General features: G+C 38.9%; 15 protein-coding genes. All 15 read right to left on the reverse strand.

The features are described 5' to 3' along the window. Positions 1-85: 85 nt before the first annotated feature. A complete protein-coding gene (gene asnB / locus I8748_RS02360) occupies positions 86-1,906 on the reverse strand; it encodes an asparagine synthase (glutamine-hydrolyzing) (RefSeq protein WP_198123062.1) in 1,821 nt (606 codons plus the stop codon). Between the two features lie 11 nt (positions 1,907-1,917). Next, complete coding sequence (locus I8748_RS02365; protein ID WP_198123063.1) at positions 1,918-3,108, reverse strand: glycosyltransferase; 1,191 nt, start codon at positions 3,106-3,108, stop codon at positions 1,918-1,920. A gap of 59 nt (positions 3,109-3,167) precedes the next feature. Then, complete coding sequence (locus I8748_RS02370) at positions 3,168-4,301, reverse strand: glycosyltransferase family 4 protein (RefSeq protein ID WP_198123064.1); 1,134 nt, start codon at positions 4,299-4,301, stop codon at positions 3,168-3,170. 6 nt (positions 4,302-4,307) lie between these two features. Then, a complete protein-coding gene (locus I8748_RS02375) occupies positions 4,308-5,285 on the reverse strand; it encodes a phytanoyl-CoA dioxygenase family protein (protein WP_198123065.1) in 978 nt (325 codons plus the stop codon). A gap of 4 nt (positions 5,286-5,289) precedes the next feature. Next, positions 5,290-6,441 (reverse strand): glycosyltransferase, encoded by a 1,152-nt coding sequence (locus tag I8748_RS02380; RefSeq protein ID WP_198123066.1) that lies wholly within the window; start codon positions 6,439-6,441, stop codon positions 5,290-5,292. A 51-nt stretch (positions 6,442-6,492) separates the two neighbouring features. Further along, complete coding sequence (locus tag I8748_RS02385) at positions 6,493-7,863, reverse strand: hypothetical protein (protein WP_198123067.1); 1,371 nt, start codon at positions 7,861-7,863, stop codon at positions 6,493-6,495. A gap of 69 nt (positions 7,864-7,932) precedes the next feature. Beyond that, entirely contained in the window at positions 7,933-8,853 is a 921-nt protein-coding gene (locus I8748_RS02390) for a glycosyltransferase (RefSeq protein ID WP_198123068.1), read from the reverse strand. Positions 8,854-8,903: 50 nt separating this feature from the next. Beyond that, on the reverse strand, positions 8,904-10,091 hold the full coding sequence (locus I8748_RS02395) for a glycosyltransferase (protein ID WP_198123069.1): 1,188 nt from the start codon (positions 10,089-10,091) through the stop codon (positions 8,904-8,906). Positions 10,092-10,119: 28 nt separating this feature from the next. After that, entirely contained in the window at positions 10,120-11,268 is a 1,149-nt protein-coding gene (locus tag I8748_RS02400; RefSeq protein WP_198123070.1) for a glycosyltransferase family 4 protein, read from the reverse strand. Between the two features lie 13 nt (positions 11,269-11,281). Next, on the reverse strand, positions 11,282-12,337 hold the full coding sequence (locus tag I8748_RS02405; RefSeq protein WP_198123071.1) for a CgeB family protein: 1,056 nt from the start codon (positions 12,335-12,337) through the stop codon (positions 11,282-11,284). A 51-nt stretch (positions 12,338-12,388) separates the two neighbouring features. After that, positions 12,389-13,579, reverse strand: coding sequence for a glycosyltransferase family 4 protein (locus tag I8748_RS02410; protein ID WP_198123072.1), 1,191 nt, complete (start codon positions 13,577-13,579; stop codon positions 12,389-12,391). A 243-nt stretch (positions 13,580-13,822) separates the two neighbouring features. Then, complete coding sequence (locus I8748_RS02415) at positions 13,823-14,800, reverse strand: hypothetical protein (protein WP_198123073.1); 978 nt, start codon at positions 14,798-14,800, stop codon at positions 13,823-13,825. Positions 14,801-14,812: 12 nt separating this feature from the next. Continuing rightward, positions 14,813-16,135, reverse strand: coding sequence for a glycosyltransferase family 4 protein (locus tag I8748_RS02420; protein WP_198123074.1), 1,323 nt, complete (start codon positions 16,133-16,135; stop codon positions 14,813-14,815). A gap of 1 nt (position 16,136) precedes the next feature. After that, entirely contained in the window at positions 16,137-17,126 is a 990-nt protein-coding gene (locus I8748_RS02425) for a glycosyltransferase family 2 protein (protein ID WP_198123075.1), read from the reverse strand. 22 nt (positions 17,127-17,148) lie between these two features. Further along, positions 17,149-18,387: a polysaccharide pyruvyl transferase family protein gene (locus I8748_RS02430; protein WP_198123076.1), complete on the reverse strand. Its 1,239-nt coding sequence runs from the start codon at positions 18,385-18,387 to the stop codon at positions 17,149-17,151. Between the last annotated feature and the right edge of the window lie 10 nt (positions 18,388-18,397).

The raw sequence follows: 18,397 nt of genomic DNA on the forward strand, positions 1-18,397 counted from the left end.
GCCCCCAAATCTACTTCATAGAAATTGTTGGCTTAGCTCCAAAATTTCAGTTTTTGATGATTCTTTTTGAATGTTATTAGATGGATCATGCATTAACTTGCTGCCACCAATACTGAAGAATTGCGAGACTCCAGCGACGATACCATAATTTGAGGTTAATATCTTTGCCCAGTTCATGGGCTGGGAAATAATCGCTCCACTCGTTCTCTATCCATTGCTGAAAAGGAAAAAAGAATCCTCGTTTGGGACGATTAAGTAACCAATTTGGTAGCTCAGGAATTGCCTGAATTAATAATTGTTTACCTGGTGCTAGCCGCATTGTGCTAGGAATAGAAGCGATCGCTTCTAGTAAAGTCTTATCAACTAAGGGGACTCGCAATTCTAACCCCCACGCCATACTCATAACATCGCTGTCTCGTAATAATTGATTACGCATATAACAGCTGAGTTCTAATAAGCTTACTTCATCTTCTAAAGTTGGGAGATTTTTGGCTAGGCTAATATCCTGAAAAATACCCCTCTCCCAAATGGAAAAAGGCAGTTGAGTCGGGGAATCTTTGAAGTAATAGTGAAGAATTTTCCTGGCTTCAGTGTGGGAGAAAATACCCCTGAAACTGCCGTAGGCTGCTGCTGTTGTTGGTTTTTGTTGTAAAAAGTCTCCTAAACGCTGCATTCTTGGTGATTTCCCCAAAAGTGCTAATCCTCTACCCAGACTAGTACTGATGGGTTGAATTTTGCTGAGTTGCTGTCCCCAGCGCAGCATCTTTGGTACTTGTTGAAATGTCTTATAACCACCAAAAAACTCATCTCCCCCAAGTCCAGATAATACTACTTTCGTGCCATCTTTGTGGGCAACTTGAGAGACACAAAAAGTATTGAAACCATCAATACTGGGTTGGTCAATACTTGCTAAAAATTGAGGTAAGAGTTCTCGCCCTAAGGATGCCGAAACTTTATATTCTGTATGGTCAGTACCAAATTCTTGAGCAATTTTTTGAGCCAGTTCTCCTTCATTCCACTCATTTTCTGCAAAAGCAATTGAGTAAGTGCGTAAATTCCCTTTTTGAGTTTGACGTGCTAAGGCGACAACTGAAGTAGAATCAATACCACCACTGAGAAATATTCCTACTGGAACATCGCTGATAAAATGATGTTCAGTAGAATCAATCAGAGCCTTACGGACTTTCTCTTGAGCTTCTGTGAGAGAAATTTTTTCAGGAGTAAAGTCAATTTGCCAATACTGCTGTTGGATAAGTTTATCAGAATGCCAATGTAACCAATGACCAGCGGGTAAACAGTGAATATCTTCAATTAATGTGTAAGGTTCTGGTACTGATCCGCTCAATAAATAGCCATATAAACCTTGTGGATTTAAGGCAATTTTAGGTAATTTAGAAGCCAGAATTGCTCGCAGTTCTGAGGCAAATACTAAAGTTGAGCCAGATTGCCAATAGTATAGTGGTTTAATTCCTAAAGGATCGCGAGCAATAAAACAAGTTTGTTCTTGATTATCCCAAATAGCAAAAGCAAACATGCCGCGCAAATGTTTTACACATTCGGCTCCTTGATGCTGATAAAGTTTCAGGATCACTTCAGTATCTGTTTGTGAATTAAATTGCTCTCCTTTTGTCTCTAATTCACGTCGCAATTGTCGAAAGTTATAGATTTCTCCATTAAAAGTAATCCAGTAGCGACCGTCAGGTGTAGACATCGGCTGATGTCCAGCAGTGCTGAGGTCAATAATCGAAAGGCGAGTATGAGCAAAAGCAACTTGTCTATTTGGGGAAATATAAATTCCTTGGTCATCAGGGCCACGATGCTGTAGAGCAGTTTGCATCCTCAACATCAAGCTTTCCAAGTTATTTTGGATTTCAGTGTTAGTTAAAATTCCGGCAATGCCACACATAACGATTAATATTAAGCAGTTTTCACAGTATGATTTAGGATAATATCTTGGTAAATTCCACGCATTTTCATTGCTACTTTATCCCAAGTATATTGTTCTAAAATTATTTGACGAGCGCGATCGCCCATATCTTGAGCTGCTTGAGGATGAGTGAGATATTGTTCAATGGTTTTGGCGATCGCCAGCACATCCAGTTGGGGAACGTAACCGAGTTGATGTTGTTCAACAAAAGCAGCTAACGCCACGCCAGGAGTTACAAGGACGGGAACACCCACAGCTAAAGATTCTAAAACTGATAAGCCGAAGTTTTCCGCATGGGATGTCAAGACAAATAAATCTGAGCCTTGTATCAGTAGGTTTTTCGTCTCTCCAGCCACAAATCCAGTAAAATGGGTGCGATCGCGAATGCCAGTTGAAATCGTAAGAGCCTCAATTTCCGCTTCGTATTCTTTAGCACCACTACCTGCAATTACGAAAGTAAAACGGTAATCAGTGAGTTTACCCAAGGCGGGAATCAAATAATGTAATCCTTTTTTAGGATGCAGGCGTGATAAAAATAAAATTATCGGTTCATCTACTGGAATATTAAGATGTTGCCGGAGTAAATAACGGGCATTCAAAATCAGCTGAGGTTGGGAAAATCCGTGAGGTAATACAAAACTAGGTACATTCAATCCCAACTGGTCTACTTCTTGCTGTTCCAGTTGGGAAGTCAGGTGGATAGCTTGACTATGGTTGAGGTTAGCTTGCTCAATTAGCCGCAGGTAAATTTGCTTTCTGAGGGCGCTTTGCTGCAAAGACCACTCGCATAGTAAGCCATGTGGAATTACAATATAAGGAATATTTTGGCAACGGGCAATGACCATTGCAATGGTAGATGCATAAGAGAAAATAGCGTGAATATGTAAAAGGTCATATTGGGAAATGTTATGCCATAACCACACTGTTAGTTGCCAAGAAAAAGCGTACTCTCTTAAGAATTTGACAGTGGGAGAAAAGCGAGGGAAAAACCACACTGGAACTTGTTGATACTCAACTCGCTTCTGTAAAGGAACATCAAGTAAGCCATCACCATTGTCATTTGTTGTAGCAATTTCGGCATCAACATTCTTAGCCCGCAATGCCTTGACCATATCCAAAACAGCAAGGCTTGGGCCACCTCGGATCTGAGGAACAGAGGGAATGACATGAAGAACTCTCATAAAGGAGATCCGAGCAGTGTTTAAACAAACAGACAACAGCAAGAAAATTAAACTCTTTTTTATTTAATTGAAGATTTTTCATTAATAGCTTGCTGATAAAGTTTAATATACTCGGAAATCATTTTTTGTGCTGAAAATTTTTGAGAATTAACAAATCCTTTGGGTTTAAGTTCTCCTAGTGTTGGAAGATAGTAAATAATTTTTGCTGCTGTTTCTTGAGGCTGGTCTGGTTCTATATATATAGCTGCTTCTCCTCCTACATCCTTCATCGGAGAACGGTTGGAAGTAAACACAGGACAACCGCAAGCTTGAGCTTCTATAATTGGCCAACCAAAGCCTTCATAAAGGGAAGGAAAAAGTAAGGCTGTAGCAGCAGAATAAAGACATCGTAAATTTTCGTTATCAATTTCTACTAACTCTATTACTTTTTGAGCCAAATTATGTATTTTGATGAACTGGCGCATTTCCTCAGTCATGGGTTTACCTACCATAACCAAGTAAAATTCTGGTTGTTGCAGTTGCAGGATCAGTTGAGAAAATATTGATAAAACTCCCAACCGATTTTTATACCAGTGATTTGCCCCTACATGCAGAATGAATTGACAATTACCAGGGATACCCAAAGTGTTTAAACGTTGCTGTACTTCTGGAGATGGCATAGGGGTATAAGGATAGTTTAAACCCATAGGAATCAGAGATACAGCACTCTCATCAAGAGAAGCAAGACGTAACACATCGCTTCTAGTCTGTTCTGAAACGCAAGCAACTTTTTGCGCTTGGTTGAGTCCCCTCAATACCATCTGCTGCAATTGTTTACCAGTCCATCCAGTTTGATGTTCCAGAAATTCTCCTAGACCAGCACGAATTGGGAATAAGTCATGACAAGTGACAATATGGGGTACATTTTGTAAATATTTTGTGTAAAATGCATTACCTTGGTCACATATATGCACTATATCTGCCCAAGGTAATGCTTGACGTAATTGTGCTGGAAAGAGAATTAATTTATCAATGTAGCCTAACCATTTTCTCAAGACATTTGCTGATGAAACAAGGTTACCAAACCAGGGATTTGGACGAATAATTCGCACTTGATGTCCACAGTGGGTTAAGTAATTCTCCAACATGGAGGCAAATATATCCATGCTTTGAATTGCATCTGGTTGATAATTCCCTATCAACAAAATTTTCATTTGGTGTTATGAACTTGGTTTTTGTTTAGAGTATTTTGATTTAAGATACCATCGAAAACGCTTGGCATTAATGATTGCCTCAGCAGGTAATAGAGATTTTAGGATAATTTTATTCAGTCCCTCTAACGTTTTGGGTAACAACTGCTTTTGTAGTTTTAAAATATCTGGCAGTGTCATGGTGGCAATTGAAGTGTTAGGAAAAGCCGGGTAATCTCTTCTAAAACCAAATCCCAGGTAATCCATAACTTCTGGAGTGAGATTTTCTAGATACTCGGTATTTACTATATTTTTTTCACCATGTCCAATATTGTCGTTACCAACCTGATCAACTTGAAAAAGTAAGGTAGTTCTGTTGTAGGTTTTATCATGAAAAGGTTCTGCTCTGTGGATTCCGTGGATATCGCACAGAATAAAGCTTCCCTTTTTCATTGGAAATGTCAGAATATCTTCGCTATATTTACTTTCAATATAACTATCACTTAGATAAATTTCATGGCTATATTTTCGAGACCATTTATGAGAGTCTTTGATATATTGAAAGGCATTTTTTTCTACATCTGATAAATAAAATAAAAATAATAAACCTGGCATATTATGTTTTTCAGACAACTGCTTGCCAATCTGGCGATTATTATCTGTATGCCAGGGCATATGCGAATTTTTAGAAGTTTGATAAACTCGATGATTGGTGAGTTTGTAATTATCGGTAAAATATTCTTTGCAAATATCTAAAACTTTTTGGGACGTAATGACATCATAGGTTTTTTTTGAGCTAGCTAGGCAATGGGTTAAAAATTTAATATCTTGAGCTACAACTACACCGACATCATTAGTATTGAGCAGCAGTTGATCGAAATCAATTTCTTGAACAAGTTCATCAACGTATTGTGGATTCAATGCTTGCTCAAAAGCAAAGTATCCTTTAGTTTTCAGGTCATTAACTATTTCACTGGTGCTGAAGTTGAGAAAATCTGGATTAAACATAGATTCATCTCCTTGAAGTTGACCGAAAATGGTTTTCTAAGTAGCTGCCAAGAGTTTTTTGAAAGCGTTCAAAACCAAATTCCTGAATTACTTTTTCTCTTAAAGCCTCTGGTTGATAGATTAGGCAATTAGGATAAGTACCTTGGAGAATTTGAATTACAGTTTGAGCGATCGCGTCTGTATCATCTGGGTCAACAAGTGCGCCTAATTTTCCTTGACAAAGGGCGTCTAATGCTCCATCTTTGTTACCTCCAAGAGTAGGCTTACCACAGGCAAGTGCCTCTAGATACACAATACCAAATCCTTCACCTTTACTCGGCATGGCAAACAAATCGCAGAGATTGTAGTGAGAGTTAAGTTCTGCGTCAGGAACGTAACCAGCTAATGTTACGCAGTCTTGGAGTTGAAATTTAGCAATCAAATCTTCAACTCGCGGTCGGTCGTCTCCTTTACCGACCAAAATATAATGAACATCGGGGATAGCTTGACGAATTTGGGGTAAGGCAGTGAGAATTTTATCGTAGCCCTTATACTGCTCTGACTGAGAAAGACGAGCGACAGTGAGTATTATAGGTTGTTGGGGTTTCAAGCCATATCTTTTGAGCAGACTATCAGGCTTAGGTGCAATCTGAAAATTATCGGCATCAAAGGTATTGGCTAAAACTACAACTTGATCGGGGTCAAGGTTTTGTTCTTGGAGGATGCGATCGCGAGTGTAATGGCTAACTGCTAAAATGCGATCGGCATGTTTAAGTGCTGTCTGTCGATTGGAGTTCTGAAGGTTCCAAACTTCAATCCCATGTGCTACAACCCAGTAAGGAATGCCCAATAGCCGTTTCAACAGATACGCAGGAACGCTGAAGTTGAGATGCGTAGATAATATTAAGTTTGGACGCTGCCAAAAACCCAAACCAATCAGTTGAGCTGCGAAAGCTGGAGTGCGTAAAGATGAGGGCCAGTTACCAGTGGGATGAAAGCACAAATTAGCTGATTTTGTTGGTACATCAGTATCGTGCTTAATCAAAATATCGTAGGCGAAATTCGGGTAGAGAGTTTGCAATGCTTGGAAACAGAAAGACGAGTAACGCTGGATTCCTCCTGTCGCGTTAAATAGATCTGGACACCAAAGGTGGCAGTGATATCTAGATTTGTGCATAGCTATAGATCGCCATATTTTTATTGTTCCTCTAATTAACGCTTAGGAGTCTTATCGATAAGAAGCAGTTCCTAAAGTCCTTAACGACCTTGCTTTTTGCAGATAAAACTTCTTTAGCAGGTAAACCAGAACCACTGAGCCTGCTATTGCTCCTACAATTTCTACTAGAGAACCGCCAGGATTAATAAAAGCTAGTCCAGGCAGAAACCAGCAAGTAAAGTCTTCCCAATTACCAGAGATTAATTTTTTTGCTGCTACTATATCTATGACTCGTAGCACCGTCCCCAGAACGGCAAATCCTAAAACTATTCCCTGTGTTCCAAAGTTGATATAGAACTCTAAAACATTTCCCACCCCTACACTGGTTCCTTCACCAAACTTGATACCTGTATATCGGCTCACAAGATCCCCACTACCTCCGCCTACTGGCTTATTTGGCCATAAAATTCGAGGAACTACTGCTATTGCTGCCTCTTCCAAAGTTTCACCATTAGCATAATCAATGGCGCCGCTGGAGATGTATTTAACACCTAGACCTACTTGGGGATTAAGATTGAGACGACCATCAATTAGTTCTAAATGTTCATGCTTTAACGGATTAAAAAATTCTAAGTTACTTAGTGTTTTCTGTAACTGCTCAATTCGTGCCTCAATTCCTTCTCCACCCCAAACTTTTGCACGAATTTCCTCGCGATCGCGAAAGTAGTTTATATAGAAGGATAAACCAAATGCCAGAAACAATAACAAAATGATGATGCTCTTCCAACGTGGGCGGTAAAAATTAAATACGAAGGTCAGCACAGGCACAACTGCCATCACACCAAAACCCGCAAATCCCGAACCTAATATACTAATGAAGGGGATACAACCGCTCAGCAGCAACCACCGTAACAAGGCTTGTTTATCCCGCATACACCAAGCTTTCCAGCAAACCAAACATAACCCTGTGGACAACAGAGCAAAACCTGAATTGACCAAGACACTAATGCTAGGAATGTGACCAAAGATTGGCCCTAAAACAAAATAAAAGAACACCCCCAATAACATGTAATTTTTGGGAAATTTTAAGTTAGGCTGACTCGGTACATCCCACAATCTTGAAGGTTTGAAAATTTTCGCAACCAAGGGAGCGAGGATAATACTGCCAACTCCAAATCCTATGACACCATAGACAGTTTCTGTAAAACCTATAGCTGTACTAGCTAGGGAAATTTTTTGGCTAATTAAATAGGCAGACTTGGGTCTGTACCACGGGAAGGCATAAATCATAGCTCCGAACCAATGCAATATAGATAGCTGGAGCAAATAAATCATTGGCAGACCGACGCTAGGTAATTTCTTATTCCACTGATTGCGGATTACTAAACCTACAACTACAACCCAAATGAATAGCCAAAAGGTTAACCACTGCCGCTCTTCCATAAGATTATAGTTATCCGAGCTTTTAATTCAGTAAAATAGAATTTTAACAAAGCTGGCTACTATTTTTGTCTAATAAAGAATTTTAGTTTGTTTTTGACATTCTCTCAAGCTTAGCAACAAGATAAACACAACCTGAAAAGCTTGGATAAACCTCGTAGTATTTAGTGTAATTAAAGATTTGAATGCACGCCTTCCAAGAGCATAAATCCTTTGGACATACAGATGACGTAGTTCACGAGATTCTAATAAATTAATATACTCAGGTATAATTTCTAAAAATTCTGTAATATCTAAATGCTTCTGAAATGATTTAGAAGACACACTACCTGTAGATAATCTATACAAAATTAATGTTCTGGGAATGTACTCTACAGACCATCCACTATGAAGATAGCGCAATAACCACTCCCAATCAGCTTGATATGAAAATTTTTGATTAAAGCCTCCGCAATTTTCAAAAGCTTTAACTCGAATAGCACAGCCTGATATATGCCACCAACAACCTTTCAACAAGGTACCTCTGACAGATTTATCATTACCTTCAATTATTTCAATTTCTCTACTAGGATTATCTTCTCCCTGTTTTAAAGACCCATCAGGCATTAAACTATCCCAGCTTGAGCAAATACTACCTACCTTTTCTGAACAAGCTTCTATCCTGCCAATCATCATCTCTAGCCAATTTTTTTTGGCGATATCATCGGAGTGCAAAATGAGAACCCAATCTACAGTTTTTTTAATGAAATCTATGGCTCGGTTAACATTATTCCACTGACCAACATTGTGGTCTCCTTGCTCAATGTATAAAGGAATTGAGATTTTCCATAATGATTTAATTAATGCAACAGTGTCATCACTTGAGCAATCATCGGCAATATAGACAGCAGAAATTTTAGTGAGCCACTCATTTTGAGATTGGATAGATTCAAGCGTCTCGCCAATGGTAGCTGCGCTATTAAAGGTTGGAATCAAAATTGCTATTTTATTCATTTTTTCTGATGAAATAATCTATAATTAACCTTAACCAACTGTTTGTTTATCTAATGCTTTGCTAGCTGACTACAATTTACTAATTCGTCAATTTTCACGAGCAAAGGAGAAAAAGCAGACTCGTAATTATACTTTTGTGCAAAAGCTTGTCTAGCCGCTAAGCACATTGCTTGATATTTCGTAAAATCGCTCAAAATATCTTGAACAGCAGATGCAATAGAATGGGAGTCATCAGGATCAGCAAAACGAACCCAACTCTCACTTGCAAGATGTTCTCGATAGTTTGGCTGGTCGCTGACAATCACAGGTAATCCGCAAGCAGCATACTCATAGATTTTATTTGATGCTGTCCCCATTGTTTGATGATTAATATCTGTTTTTTTATATAAACATACACCCACCGTAGCCAGCCAAGTATGTGAGGCAAGTTCATTATAGGGCACCGGCATAAAATACTGAGTCCGGTCAGCAACCTGCTGATCAAGTGCAAAATCTTTCATTAAAGATTTTTCTGTTTCCTGAATAGGCCCAATCAGCTTAAGTTTTATTGAATTATCTAAAAAAGTTAATGATTCAATTAATTCCAGTAAAGAACTTTTTATAGAAATAGAGCCTTGTAAGAGAATTTGAATATTTTCAAACCGTTTTAATATAATATTTGCAAAATCTTGATGTTCAGGAAAATATGATTTTCTGGGATAATTGGGTACTATTATTAGTTCTCCCCGAAAATTCGTGACTTTTTTGAATAAAAAACCTCGCTCTTGAGATGGAAAGACAACAAAATTAGCTTGATGTACCCACTGACGTTCACCTCTTTGAACCCATCCTGACAAAGTAGACAAAGGAAACAATTGATTGTCAAGGTCATGATTATGGTAGATCAAGGGAATTGACCTAGCTTTCATTAACTGGGAAAGATAGGCCGCTGCATAACCAAAAGTATCATAAGCATAAATAAGAGATACATCTTTGAAAAGACGACTGGCTTGTGCTACAAAATTAATATATTCCCGAACTTTGATTACAGCCGATTGTTGTTCTCGTTCTTTTACTGATGTATATTTGCCTAAACGATGCACCTTGACATTAGCTGGGTATTGCCAAAAAGGAGGATCTTGATTACGACCAATCAAAACTACATCAAAATGTTCAGATAACAAATGAACAGCGTTAATTGTCGGTGGATAGTGGTCAGGATTGGCGTAAATCAGTATTCCGATAGTTTTTTTTTCCATTTATATATAATCGTAAAAATCAGCAACTTTATTGTAATATTTTGGAATAAGCACTGATTATCTTCTGTCCATAGTCATCCCAAGAAAGAGAGTTGCGAGCCTGCTGCAAAGCGTAATTTGCCATTTCAAGTCGCCTATCGGGATTTTCATAGAAGAAAATAATCTTTTCCTTAAGAGCCTCTATATCTCGAATTGGAACAGAAAAACCATCAATACCATCTCGCACAATATCTTCACCACCTGTGTTAGTTGTATGAATCACAGGTAGACCACAAGCCATTGCTTGAGGAATCACCATACCAAAACCATCTTCAATGGAAGCTAAACAAAATACTGAGCATTGAGAGTAAAACCAACGCAGTTGATTCTGAGGATGTGTGCCTTTAAAAATAATGCGATCGCTGTGATATCTTTTTAAAAAAGGTTCTATTTCAGAACTCATTGAACCGACAAGCCACAACTCAGCATCTGGTAAGTTTAATTCATGAAAAGCTTGCAATAAATACTGCACACCTTTACGCAGTGATAAAGCGCCGCAGTGAATGACTCGGAAAATTTTATCTTCCTTGGGAAGAGGATAGAACTCTGCTAAAGAAGTTCCATAAGGTACATGAATTAGTTTGCTTTCTGGGATTCCCTGTTCTAAAAAAGTACGCTTGACAAATAAGCTAGGAATCGCAATTCTATCAGCATCATCGTAAGCTTTGATTTCTCGCTCGTATATCCCAGGATGAGTTTCAGTAAATTCTAATCCCCACTTTTCATATTCTTCTTGGAGAATTTCTGTTTGGTAACGCATATGGCTACTACCACGCTCAATGACTGTTTTAGCACCTAATTCTTGAGCGCGTTGCAGAGACCAAAAGTTAGAGCCTGACCAACCGACAAATAAGTCAAAATCAGGTGATAAAAATTTTGTGACTGAGCGATCAAATAGTTCTAAAAACCATAGATTTAAGTTGTAATCACCTTTGATCCAACTTGGTAATTTATACCAACTTCGATATAAAACTTCCAAATACCAAATTGAATGAATCAATCTTTGATCAATGCCAAATTTAGTAATGGCAAAAGTGGGATAAGTAGAAATTAATTTATGTAAACTCCCTTGATTTTGCAATTGTTTAGCTAAATTAAATGCATGGAATCGCCCACAAACTGAAACAGTAACTTTCATAGTTTAACTATGCCTACTGACTATGTATTAGCTGCAAGGAATTGTCTTGCTCAAATTTGATTTTTTCATAAAGAGCAGCAATTTCTGTAACTCGATCAGTAATTCTGTTTTTTAATGCTTTTTGATAACCTGCTTCAGTAATCACTTCCATGACATCAGGATTTTTTAAAAGATATTCAACTTTCTGTCTTAATTCATCAGGATTGGAAAAATAAACAGCTTCTTTGTCTTCTAAAAATAAGTTTAGTAATTCCTGACTTCTTTCACTGAGCATCAGTGTTCCTGTTGCTGGAATTTCATAGGTTCTAATATTATGTCCATCTTCATTTTGGGGACGGAGAATATTGAGACCCATTTTAGCAGAGCCTAAAATTTGAGGAATTTCTTGATAACTGCACATTCCTTGACACAGACCTTTCAAGGATACTTCTTGACAATGAGTATTCCAGTAATTGGAACCCCAAAGTCCTAATCGATAATCAGCGATCGCTTTTAAATACTGCTCTCTTTTGCGGCTACCATCCCAGTTACCAATAAACGCTACATCGTAGATTGGGTTAGTCTGCCGTTGGGGAAAATGATATTCAACATCGCTACAAAAGGGGTGAAAAAAAGCTTGTTTAACGCCATTTTTCATCAGACGTTTCACAAGTTCTTGGCTCCAAATAAAAGCCGCATTCCATAAGGGAAATCCCCGTTTTACCCAGGAATTAGTGTGTGTGTGATGAGCATCTACAGGATTATCTGTATAAAATACAAAGGCTAAACCCTTTTGCTGTAAAGCTAAAATAGTATCAGGGTGAACTAAACGAGGTGAAATTACTAAAGTTAAATCAGGCTGAAACTGATTTGCCTGTTCTACTAATTTATGATTTGCTGACTTTCCTAGTAATTGCCATGCCAATCGCCAAGCAACTTTATCCCACAAACCACCTGAAGATAAACTTGATGTTACTTCCCTCCAACTGAAATGTCGTACCTCACAGCCTAAGGCAGAAAATCCTCGCGCATAAACTTCCTCGGTACGCCCTATTTCTAAGTCTTCTCCTACAATTAATATTTTTTTCATTTGATCTACTTTTATTTGCACTTAATAGCTAATCCGTTGACCTCAGGTTGCTCATTTATAACCTCGTATAACAAAGTTTAAAGCTTGTTTGAGTCCTTGTATATCTTCTTGATAGCTCCACTTCTCAATTAGTTCCAGGCTGTAATCTCCTGCAAAATCATGCTTAGCGATCGCCCAGCGAATTGACTCTGCTAAAGCGGTAATATCTCCTACAGGATAAATCCGTCCATTTTGTTTGTCTTTCACCAAGTTCAAAGCACAGCCTACTTGATCGCTGACAACCACTGCTTTACCTGCATTCATGACTTCATTAATTGCTAATCCCCAAGGCTCGAAACCAGATGGTAAGACAAATACGTCACACAAATCATACATAGCAGGCATTTGGGACTGATTCTGAAAACCTAAAAAGTGAATTGACTTCCAACCTGTTTCTTGGGCTTGAGCTTCCAGACTTGGGCGTAATACTCCATCTCCCACAAACAACAGGTAAGGTTCTGGTTCTTGCACGCCATCAGATGAAAGCAATCGATAAGCAGCTAACAAATCATAGGGACGCTTGACATCAATCAGTTTGGCAGCATAAAGAATAATCGGTCTATGTGGATCTAAATTGAGCGATCGCCGTAGTTCTTCACGCTTAGTGCCAGCTAGCACAGCACACTTCTGGAAATAGTCATTATCAACGGCATAAGGCATACAAAACAGGCGATCGTCCTCAATCCCATAGCTCTTGTAAAACTCATAGTTGGAAGTTCCTATATAGCAAAACGCTGCTATTTTCTCAAACAGCCATTTCAGAAAAACTTGTTTGACCGTTTGTTTAATGGGATTGGTCGCTTTGCTTAAGTTGTTAGCTTCTCCTCTTAGCAAAACAGGAATTCCCAAGTTATTTGCTGCCAATACTGCTTGGATACCACAAAGCCAAGACCATCCATGCACCCAAACTGCATCGAATTGTCCTTGCTTTAACTGTTTAGCAATATCTTTGGCAAGTGACTGTTGTAAGCCGCTTTGCTGTTTCTGAATACGCCAGCAGTCTAAAAAGTGATAATTATAACCCTCTGTCAGAGGAACATCCCACTCAATTAATCGCCCAAAGCCTTCATCTTGATATGCTTTTAAAGAAAAATCACTGTAGAAAAAAACTTTCAGATCAATTTCGGGGTCGGCTGCTATCAGTCGCAACAGAGGAGCTTGATACTGAATTGGGTGAGAGACAAAGTAAGCTAAACGCAACATTAGTTAGCAAGGTTGTAATTTCAAATTATTCACAGCAATTGCTAGATCAAACACCATTAAATATGTCTATGCTATTCATTTAGCACTAACTTTACTCTGAATAAAGTTTCACTAATATTAATTTTTACACGAACCAAATTCCTATTGTTTTTACAATTCAATACATTTCCTAAATAGCTTTATTCGTTTTACTTTTGGATTGAGCAATTACGCTGTTGAATCATGCTTAATATCTTAATACCATCAGCTCAAAAAAGTTGCCGCAAGTCGAGGAAGTCCACGAATGTAGAACAAACTAGCCCAATACCCACCTCCACAGTAGTGGCCAGCCACAAGGTCAGGTTCATCTGTACTAGGGCAAATTGCATAGGTATCTGGTAGGGGAACGGTATTTGATTTGGTTAACTCCATAGCCCATAGAGTTAGTTCAGCATAATAGTTACCTGTACCATCTGCATTCCAAAAATCAGGATGTTGCAGATATCTCTCTATTCTTTCAAAGTCTAGGGTATCTTGACGAGAGCGAACCACACCTGGATTAAATTTTTCTATACAATCTTTACCTAAGAAATTTGCTAAATCTGTTGATTGCAAGCAATATCTATAACTATTATCAGTAGAATATAAATTAGTTAGTTCACAAGGATATGTATTTGCTGTAATTTCCTCAATTAGTTTTTTGGGGTAAGAAAAAAATAATACGTCAGAATCTAGCAATATAAAGGAGTTATTTTTTGTAAAAAAGAAGGGATCAAATAATTTCAGTGCAAATATCAGTTTTTGACGGAATTCGGCACATTTCACCAATCTTTTACTCTTAAAATAGCTGACCACTACTGAGTCAGCTGTCTCCCTGTCTATAATCTGACATTGGGGAAAAACTTTATTTAATTTCTCTAAATCTAAGTTAGTTAACGACCCATCATTGTGGACTACTATCCGACATGGTTGGTCACAAAAATAAGTAAAAGAATACAATGACCACAGACCTTCATAAATACGCTTGTGATGCAGAAGCATATGTACTTCTATGGCACCTTCTCCTGCTGGAATAGGCTTAGCGTTTAAGATACTGGTTAGGTAGCGACGTTTAGCGATCTGCATCTTGATCGCTCCTGGAATAGTCAGCGCCCTCAGATGATGAATCTTCAGAAGTGCTTTACCAAGCTTTAGCCGGCGAGCGCTTGTTCGCAGCAATTTGATCAATTGATTTTCACTCATAAAGGCAATAGTTTATTTTGTAGTCTTTAAACTTAAGTAAATCTTTTCCATCTCTTGTGCAACGGTAGCCATAGTCTGAGGCTGACGAATACCAGCTTTTAGCTGCATCAATAGATCCCTGTTTTGGCATAGTCGCTGGAGGGCTTGACTCCAAGCTACAACGGAAGCAGGTTCTACTAAAATGCCGTTAACTTCAGACTCAACCAGTTCAGCAATGCCACCTAAATCAGAACCTATGACTGGCACTTGAGTTGCAAACGCTTCCAATACAACCAAAGGCCCAGTCTCTAACCACTGAGATGGAACAGCCAATAGGTCATAGTTGGCTAAGGTTGCTGTCACTTGTGTCGTCGCAACTGGAGCTTTGAAGCTGATGCGGGGGTCTTTTAGTGCCAAATTATGTAATTCCTGTTGGTAGGGGTCATTTGCACCGCGAGCAATGCCATAGATGTCTAAGCTAATTGGTAACTCAGGCACTGCTTGCAACGCTTGGATGAGAATATCAATTCCCTTTGTGGGATCGAGGCGACCTAAGAAAGCAATTTTTAAGATTGGTGTAGTACAGTTGTGGCTATGGTCGGCTTTTTTTGGTAAGTCTTGACAAAGCCCTTGGCGGATAACGGTAATTTTGTCAGATGGAACATGGTTGACTAGTAAAACATCCCTGACCCAGTTGCACACCGCTACAATGTGGTCAACCTCAGATAGTAGAGCCTGTAGAACAGTATGGCGCAAGCTAACTAACTCAGTCATTCGCAAGGCTGTCCATGCTCCCCCCTGTAAATTCAAGTTGCCTAGCCAACGCCCTATCTGAGGCGGCAAACTACCGATCGCCTTAGCACTAGTTAGATTTAGTCCCAAACCCTGTAATGTACACTGAGCGCAAGTTTGTAAATCTACCTTTCCATCACATATCTCAGTGCCCCATCGCATCATAGTTCCCCGTTGGCAGCTCACCGTGGGAGTATGGTAGGTAAAGACAACAGGTATTTGCCGCTTTTTAGCAGCTTGGACTAACCGCAGGGAAACGCCGCTTGTGAACGCATGGAGATGCACTAAATCAGGCTGTTCTGCTTCTAAAATGCGGCTGAACTCCAAGGCGGCTTGGCGATCGCCTTCTCCATAAATTTCCCGCAGATTTTCCACTTTTGGTGAGACTGCGAAGCGACGTACAGGTAGCTGGTTATACTGGTATGACTGATTGACCTCTCCAGGCGCAGCCACTAAAACCTCGACTCCCTGTTGCTGTAAGTTACGTGACAAAGCATCAACATATACTTCAGTACCACCAACAGGGTCGGGGTAGAAACAGAAGGGGACTTGAATAACTTTCACATTAGGTCGAAGTAAGGGGAATCTTCTTGGTTAAGCTGTGAACAAAGTGTTTCATGCGACGATAGTTGAGGGCGATCGCTTCAGCCTGTTCATATCCAAACCATTTTGATAGCTGGCGCAAAATTCTGGGGCCAGAAGGCAGATAGTTTGGATTCAGATTGTGAATTCTAGCGAGGATTTCGTAGAATTTGGAGCGATCGTACTCAAAGAAAAATCGTGCTACTCCCCCGTAAACTTTCTCTAGTGTGACTTGACGCTCTGGAGTTATACCGCCATTAGCTTTCCAGAACTCCTCTACTTGGCAAGCATTATTGAAACAATCTAAAACAAATTTAATCGGGTGACGGCGGGATAAACTATTAGCTTTGTGGACTCGATAATCAGCTTGTACGCCAGGAACATAAACAAATTTACCCCCCATCAAAGCTGCATCTAATAAAAAGCGAGCATCCTGAATGATCGGCAGAGATTCATTCCAAGCACCAATAGCTTCTACAATTCGACGGTGGTACAAAAGGGCTGCGGGTGGTGACCAGAAATCTGTAAACAAGGCAATTTGGGGATCGACATGAACATCTTCAATCCGTCTGGCAATGATATTACCTAGGAGAAATTCACCTGCTTCATTCTCCTCTAACCTTTGCCAATCTGAGTACGCCACATCTGCATCGTTGCTGATTAGAGCATGAACTCTTTTTTCTAAAGCATCAGGTCGTAAAAGATCATCTGCATCTAAATATTGAATAAACTTACCCCTAGCTAAGGCAGTGCCTAAATTGCGAGCTACACTTGCTCCTCGGTTTGAACCGAATTCTGCTCTAACTCTATAACCAAAAGATTTAATTACCTCTGCCGTGCCATCTGTTGAACCATCATCAACCAGAATAATTTCGTAATCGGCAAAGGTTTGGGAGAAAACACTTTCAATAGTTTCTGTGAGAAAGCGTTCTGCATTATAGCAAGGAATGATAACGGAAACTAATGGTGTCACTACTCAACCTTCAATGTCAGTACTAGTTAGTTATTGCATCATTAAAAGGTATTTGTTGATACCACATTCCTATTGCCTTTGCTGCCTTTTCACGAGCGATCGCTGTTTGCTTTATCGAATAATTAGAAAAATATTCACAAATCTGCTCAGCAAATTTTTCAGTATTTAAGTTATTTAAAACAACGAGAGGAACTCCTTGCCATCCTGTATACTTATCAAAGTCAACATATTTGTAATCGTAATAGTCTCCCGATGTTACTGGAACTGAAGGACAACCACCAAGCATGGAGAGAATACAACCATGGAAAGACATAGATATGGTTCCATATGCCTGACTTGCTATTTCGATTAATTCTTCTTCTTGAGTTATAAGTGGTAAAACCTCTAGCGAAATTTTTGGGAATTTTTCATGATTTTCCAAATAATCCAATATCCTCGTATCATCGCAGAAAGACGCGCCACTCATTTGAAATAGTTTAAATGGCAACTTTAAACGATTGTTAACAGCAGCGAGGAGGTTTAAAAAATCTTCAAATTCTCTGTTTTCTCCATCTCTCAAGAAATTTGTTCCTCGCATATTAACTAAGATAAACTTCGACTCTCGCAAATGTTCTTTAATGATCGAGTAACGTATATCACAACTAAAAACTTCATCGTAGCAAAGTTTGGCTTCAGGTAAATTAAGCAATTCTAAACAGTTTTTATTGCGTACCCTCACATCTTTGACAAGATACTTTAAAGTCAAAAGTAAAAAACGACGCTGCCATTTGTTCTCAGGCCCATACTGTTGGGGCCCAAAGTACATGGGAACACCATACAATCGACATAAAACAGCTGCCAAAAATAAAGGTATAAAATTATACCAAAACCATTGTTCTGACAACTGAGTACCACCATAAAAATAAACAATAGGAGATTCCTTGATCTCCTGATTAATGCGCCTGAACTCTTGGCGATTTGCTTGAGTTGCTATTAGATAAAATGGTAGGGTGATAATAGCAGTTAATCTTTGTAAAACTTTAGGCAAGTGAAGATGACGGAGCTTATTATGCCATGTCCAATACAAAAGTGAAATTCCTTTTTTAAAATCAACTTCTGGAATTTCGTACTGACTTATTTCTAAATTGGTATCAATATGAGAGATAATTTTTGTGTCTTTTCCAAAAACATTACGAAGTTGTTGAGCAACACAGCGAACCAAACATTTATCGCCAAATGAATCTTGACCGTTATAAGAACCAATAATTAGAATAGAAGTCATTTCACAACCT

It is taken from the genome of Amazonocrinis nigriterrae CENA67, from assembly GCF_016056305.1.
In the GTDB taxonomy this organism is placed as follows: Bacteria; Cyanobacteriota; Cyanobacteriia; order Cyanobacteriales; family Nostocaceae; genus Amazonocrinis; species Amazonocrinis nigriterrae.